Genomic DNA, 4,055 nt, shown 5'->3' with positions numbered 1-4,055 from the left:
GTATGGAATATCCAATACTCTTTTCATGATTCAATAAATAATACAGATCGATTGGATTCTCATACAATTATTCCAATTCAGCATTTAAGAATGAATGTTCAAAGGAATCCATTTTTAATTTGGATATCAAAATGTGCAAGAAAAATAGATGATCAAAGCGATGATCCAGACAGTGACTCCTTCCAACTAAGTTAAAACAAGACTAGGAGGAGTCACACAAATGAAAAACAAGAAAAATATTTTTCTTTTCACGCTAATATCAGTAGCAGTCTTATTATTATCAGCATGTTCTTCACAAAATGGCCAAAGCAATGATGGATTTTTTCATAAATTTCTTGTCGAACCATTTTCAATACTCATTCATGGAACAGCTGCCATTTTTCATGATAATTATGGGATTGCGATTATCATCATTACTCTTGGCATTAGGCTAATACTTATGCCGTTTATGTTAAAACAGTATAAAAACCAGCGCCTCATGAAAGAAAAAATGGACGCTCTAAAGCCTGAAATGGACGAGATCCAAAAGAAATTGAAAGAAACAAAGGACCCGAAAGAACAGCAAAAGCTGCAACAAGAATTAATGGGACTTTACAAGAAGCATGGTGTGAATCCGCTAAATATGGGATGTCTGCCAATCCTTATTCAAATGCCAATTTTAATGGGATTTTATTATGCCATAAGAGGATCAGAAGAAATTGCCACCCACTCCTTCTTGTGGTTTAATCTTGGTCACGCTGATATTTGGATTACAGTTGCTGCGGGGATCGTATACTTCTTTCAATTCAAGGTTTCACAGGCAACAATGCCTATTCAACAGCAGCAACAGATGAAATTTATGGGGCTCTTGTCTCCGATTATGATTGTAATGGTTTCTTTAAATGCACCAGCTGCATTACCACTATATTGGACTGTCGGCGGTATATTCCTAACGATTCAAACAATAATTGGGAAAAGGCTTTACCCGTCTGAAAAAAAGGAAGTACTGCAAACATCAAATTCGATTAGCGACAAATAGAAAAGAGGGTGATTTAATCACCCTCTTTACATTTTCCCTATGATAAAGCCAAAAAATGCAAGCACTATCCCTAATAAATAGGTTAACATTAAATAGGTAATGCCTTGTACCTTTTTATTTGCCTGCAGAAGCATAACAGCCTCCAAATTAAATGTTGAATAAGTGGTGAATGCACCCATAAACCCTGTTCCCATTAAAAAATGAATATGCTCACCTTCACCCATTCCGATGATGACTCCTAATAAAAAAGACCCCACTAAATTAACAAAAAGCGTTCCAAAAGGGATTTTATCCTGTACATGACTATTCAATAGTATAGAAAGTTTATACCTGCAAATAGCTCCAAGGAATCCGCCTATACAGATTAACAATATATTTATGATCATTTTTCTTCCTCACGATCCCGCTGTTCCACTAATTTAAAGCCTAAGTAAATGGCAGCTAGCCCCCCAAATAAGCTAATGAAAACATATAAAAAAGCAAAAAAATACGATCCGCGAGTCAATAATAGAACGGCATCTGAGCTTAATGCTGATAACGTTGTAAAGGAGCCAATTGCTCCCGTACTAATAGCAACCTTTAATTGTTGATTCATTCTCCCGCTTAGGCTGAATTTCTTTGTAAATAATCCTAAAAGCAGTGCTCCAATAATATTGGTTATAAGTGTACCGATGGGAAAACCTTCTCCCCAAAGGGAAACAGAAATCGTGAATAAGAAAAATCTAAGGAGACTTCCAACTATACCCCCTATCCCAATAAATACATATGTCAATAAAATCTCCTGCTTTCATTATTAGTTCATTAGATAATAACTAAAAAAATTTATGTATTGTATTCAGTCTGTCATTTATGACCTTATATTGCAAAAGTTCCATGGATATTATGGATAAAAACATGGAAACATAGTGATGTAGTATTAAAAAGAGTAATAAAAAAGGGGGTAAATTTATGAAAGTGAAAGCGATTATCGCCTCATTATTTACAATGTCCATTCTTGCTGGATGTGGTGTTAATAATGATAATAATGTGAATGAAACTGCAATGAGAAACCGTGATAACTTGACAAGAGTAAACAATCCAGGCACGAATGACTTTAATGTTTTTGACAACAGGGATATGAGGAATACAAATATAACTCCAGTTAGAAATAATAAAAACGCTCTAAATAATAGCTCGAAAATGCGGGTAGCTGACCGTGCAGCAGATAAAATCGTCTCTATGCCTGAAGTAGATCACGCAAATGTAATTGTGACAGATAATAATGCCTATGTGGCGGCACGGCTAGTTAATAAACAAAATGGCTTATCCCGTGACATAGAACGAAAAATTTCTGATCAAGTAAAATCAGTCGATCGTAGTATTAATGATGTTTATGTATCGGTAAACCCTGATTTCTATGATCGAATGAACAATTATTCAAATGATATTCGCAACGGCCAGCCAGTCGAAGGGCTTTTCGATGAGTTCTCAACTACAGTTCGCCGTGTATTCCCAACCCATTTTAATAAATAATTTTACCACAATAAAAGAGGATCTAACCAAAAAAGTTAGGTCCTCTTTTATTGATTTTGAATAAACGTCTCTTTTCTCCTGTTGGTTTCGGAGGTATGTTTCATTATCATCAGTTCATATAGAGTTTTTAATGCATCAACGGCGTATTCACCTTTATTTAACATAATACAATCAGCTCGGAGCCCCATAAATGCATCCGTTAGTTCAGCTCTTGATGGCATGCCTTTTTTTGTTAGTTGCTCAAGTACACCTGTTGCCCAAATAATTGGAATATGTGCAGCCTGACAAAGATTTATGATTTCCTCTTGGATAGATGCTAATTTAGTAAAACCTAATTCAACAGCAAGATCGCCTCTTGCAATCATTATTCCAAATGAATCGAAATTAAGTCCCTCGATAATAATTTTGGATAAGTTATGGAACGCTTCCTTTGTTTCAATTTTTGCTATGATCCCTATATTCTTTGGCGGCAATGAATGTAAGAGCATCCGAAGTTTCTCTAAATCTCTAGGGTGATGTACAAATGAAAGACCTATGGAATCCGCTAGTCCATGTACAAAAGGAAGGTTCCCTATATCAGTGTTTGTCATGGAAGGCATAATAAAGTGAACAAAAGAGTCAGGAAGATTAAGCCCTTCTTCTTCACGAAGCTTCGTTATTTTTTTATTTGTTTTTAAGATGGTAATACCTATCCATTCATCCGTAATGGAACAAACTTCTCCAATGATTTTTCCGTCATTAAAAAACACTTTGTCTTTCAACGAGACATTTAGTAATGCTTTTGGCGAGTTTATTGAAAAGACTTTAGCTTCCATTGCGAATAATTCTAGAGCTAATTCGTCTCTAATTATTGTAATCATATCTCCTGGCTTCACATTAAAATAAGGTCTTTCCTCATTAGACGGCTTTTCAGGGTAAAATATTTTTTCTACTCTAATTTTTGGACCAGCTAATTCCATATGAATTTTACATAAGTTTCTCTCTTGGCCAAGTTCTAATTCCGCTTCTCGAACACAATCAACAAGCTTTTTCCATATTTCTGGAGAGTCATGAGCACAGTTAATTCGTGCAATATTCATCCCATGGTGAAGCAAATCCTTTATAATCTTTTGATTTTGTAGCATGGATGAATGAAGAGTAACCATAACGGAAGTTTCAGTCCTACCGAACAGCCCCTTATTGCGGTCCTGTTTAATTTGATTGGACATATGCGGACATAGATCATATGTAGAAGATTGATCAATAAACTCTAAGTTATTTAACATTTTTTCAATTGAGTAATGAATATGAGGATGAATAGTCGAGAATGATGATAGGCCTTCCTGCAAAAGAGTAAAATCCAATTTCTCTGAATAAATATCCCTTAATTTTAGGAAAGCTTTTAAATTTTCCTTACTTAGGAAAACTGTAGAGTTTTCATTCATTTCTTGTTGCCCGACAATCATAATGTTTTTATGCAGGCTTGAAAGGATATTATTTAATAAATTTTGGTTTTCATTTATAACATCTCTAATCATTTGTGAAC

The 4,055-nt window shown here is 34.8% G+C and carries 6 protein-coding genes; 3 read left to right on the top strand and 3 right to left on the bottom strand.

All coding sequences use genetic code 11. From position 1 onward, the window contains the following. A partial coding sequence (locus V7164_RS23625) for a hypothetical protein (RefSeq protein WP_335355412.1) occupies positions 1-195 on the top strand: 195 nt, incomplete at its 5' end. Between the two features lie 25 nt (positions 196-220). After that, entirely contained in the window at positions 221-1,018 is a 798-nt protein-coding gene (yidC, locus tag V7164_RS23620) for a membrane protein insertase YidC (RefSeq protein WP_335348333.1), read from the top strand. 26 nt (positions 1,019-1,044) lie between these two features. Here yidC and crcB (V7164_RS23615) read toward each other — a convergent pair whose 3' ends face one another. Further along, on the bottom strand, positions 1,045-1,404 hold the full coding sequence (crcB, locus tag V7164_RS23615; RefSeq protein ID WP_335348332.1) for a fluoride efflux transporter CrcB: 360 nt from the start codon (positions 1,402-1,404) through the stop codon (positions 1,045-1,047). Further along, complete coding sequence (gene crcB, locus V7164_RS23610) at positions 1,401-1,790, bottom strand: fluoride efflux transporter CrcB (protein ID WP_335348331.1); 390 nt, start codon at positions 1,788-1,790, stop codon at positions 1,401-1,403. The genes crcB (V7164_RS23615) and crcB (V7164_RS23610) overlap by 4 nt, the downstream gene beginning before the upstream one ends. Positions 1,791-1,966: 176 nt before the next feature. On the opposite strand from crcB (V7164_RS23610), the gene V7164_RS23605 reads away from it, so the two are divergent. Beyond that, entirely contained in the window at positions 1,967-2,530 is a 564-nt protein-coding gene (locus V7164_RS23605; protein ID WP_335345393.1) for a YhcN/YlaJ family sporulation lipoprotein, read from the top strand. A 47-nt stretch (positions 2,531-2,577) separates the two neighbouring features. Here V7164_RS23605 and V7164_RS23600 read toward each other — a convergent pair. Next, positions 2,578-4,055 (bottom strand): pyruvate kinase (locus V7164_RS23600; protein ID WP_335355411.1); only part of this gene is annotated, 1,478 nt, incomplete at its 5' end.

Source organism: Bacillus sp. JJ1474 (genome assembly GCF_036965225.1).
GTDB lineage: Bacteria > Bacillota > Bacilli > Bacillales > Cytobacillaceae > Cytobacillus.
The sequence above is the reverse complement of the archived record's forward strand: the minus strand, read 5'-3'. Positions and strand labels throughout refer to the sequence as shown.

Coding starts and splice junctions, on each gene's coding strand:
- V7164_RS23605 (WP_335345393.1), top strand. CDS start 1,967: ATGAAAGTGAAAGCGATTATCGCCTCATTATTTACAATGTCCATTCTT.
- yidC (WP_335348333.1), top strand. CDS start 221: ATGAAAAACAAGAAAAATATTTTTCTTTTCACGCTAATATCAGTAGCA.
- crcB (WP_335348332.1), bottom strand. CDS start 1,404: ATGATCATAAATATATTGTTAATCTGTATAGGCGGATTCCTTGGAGCT.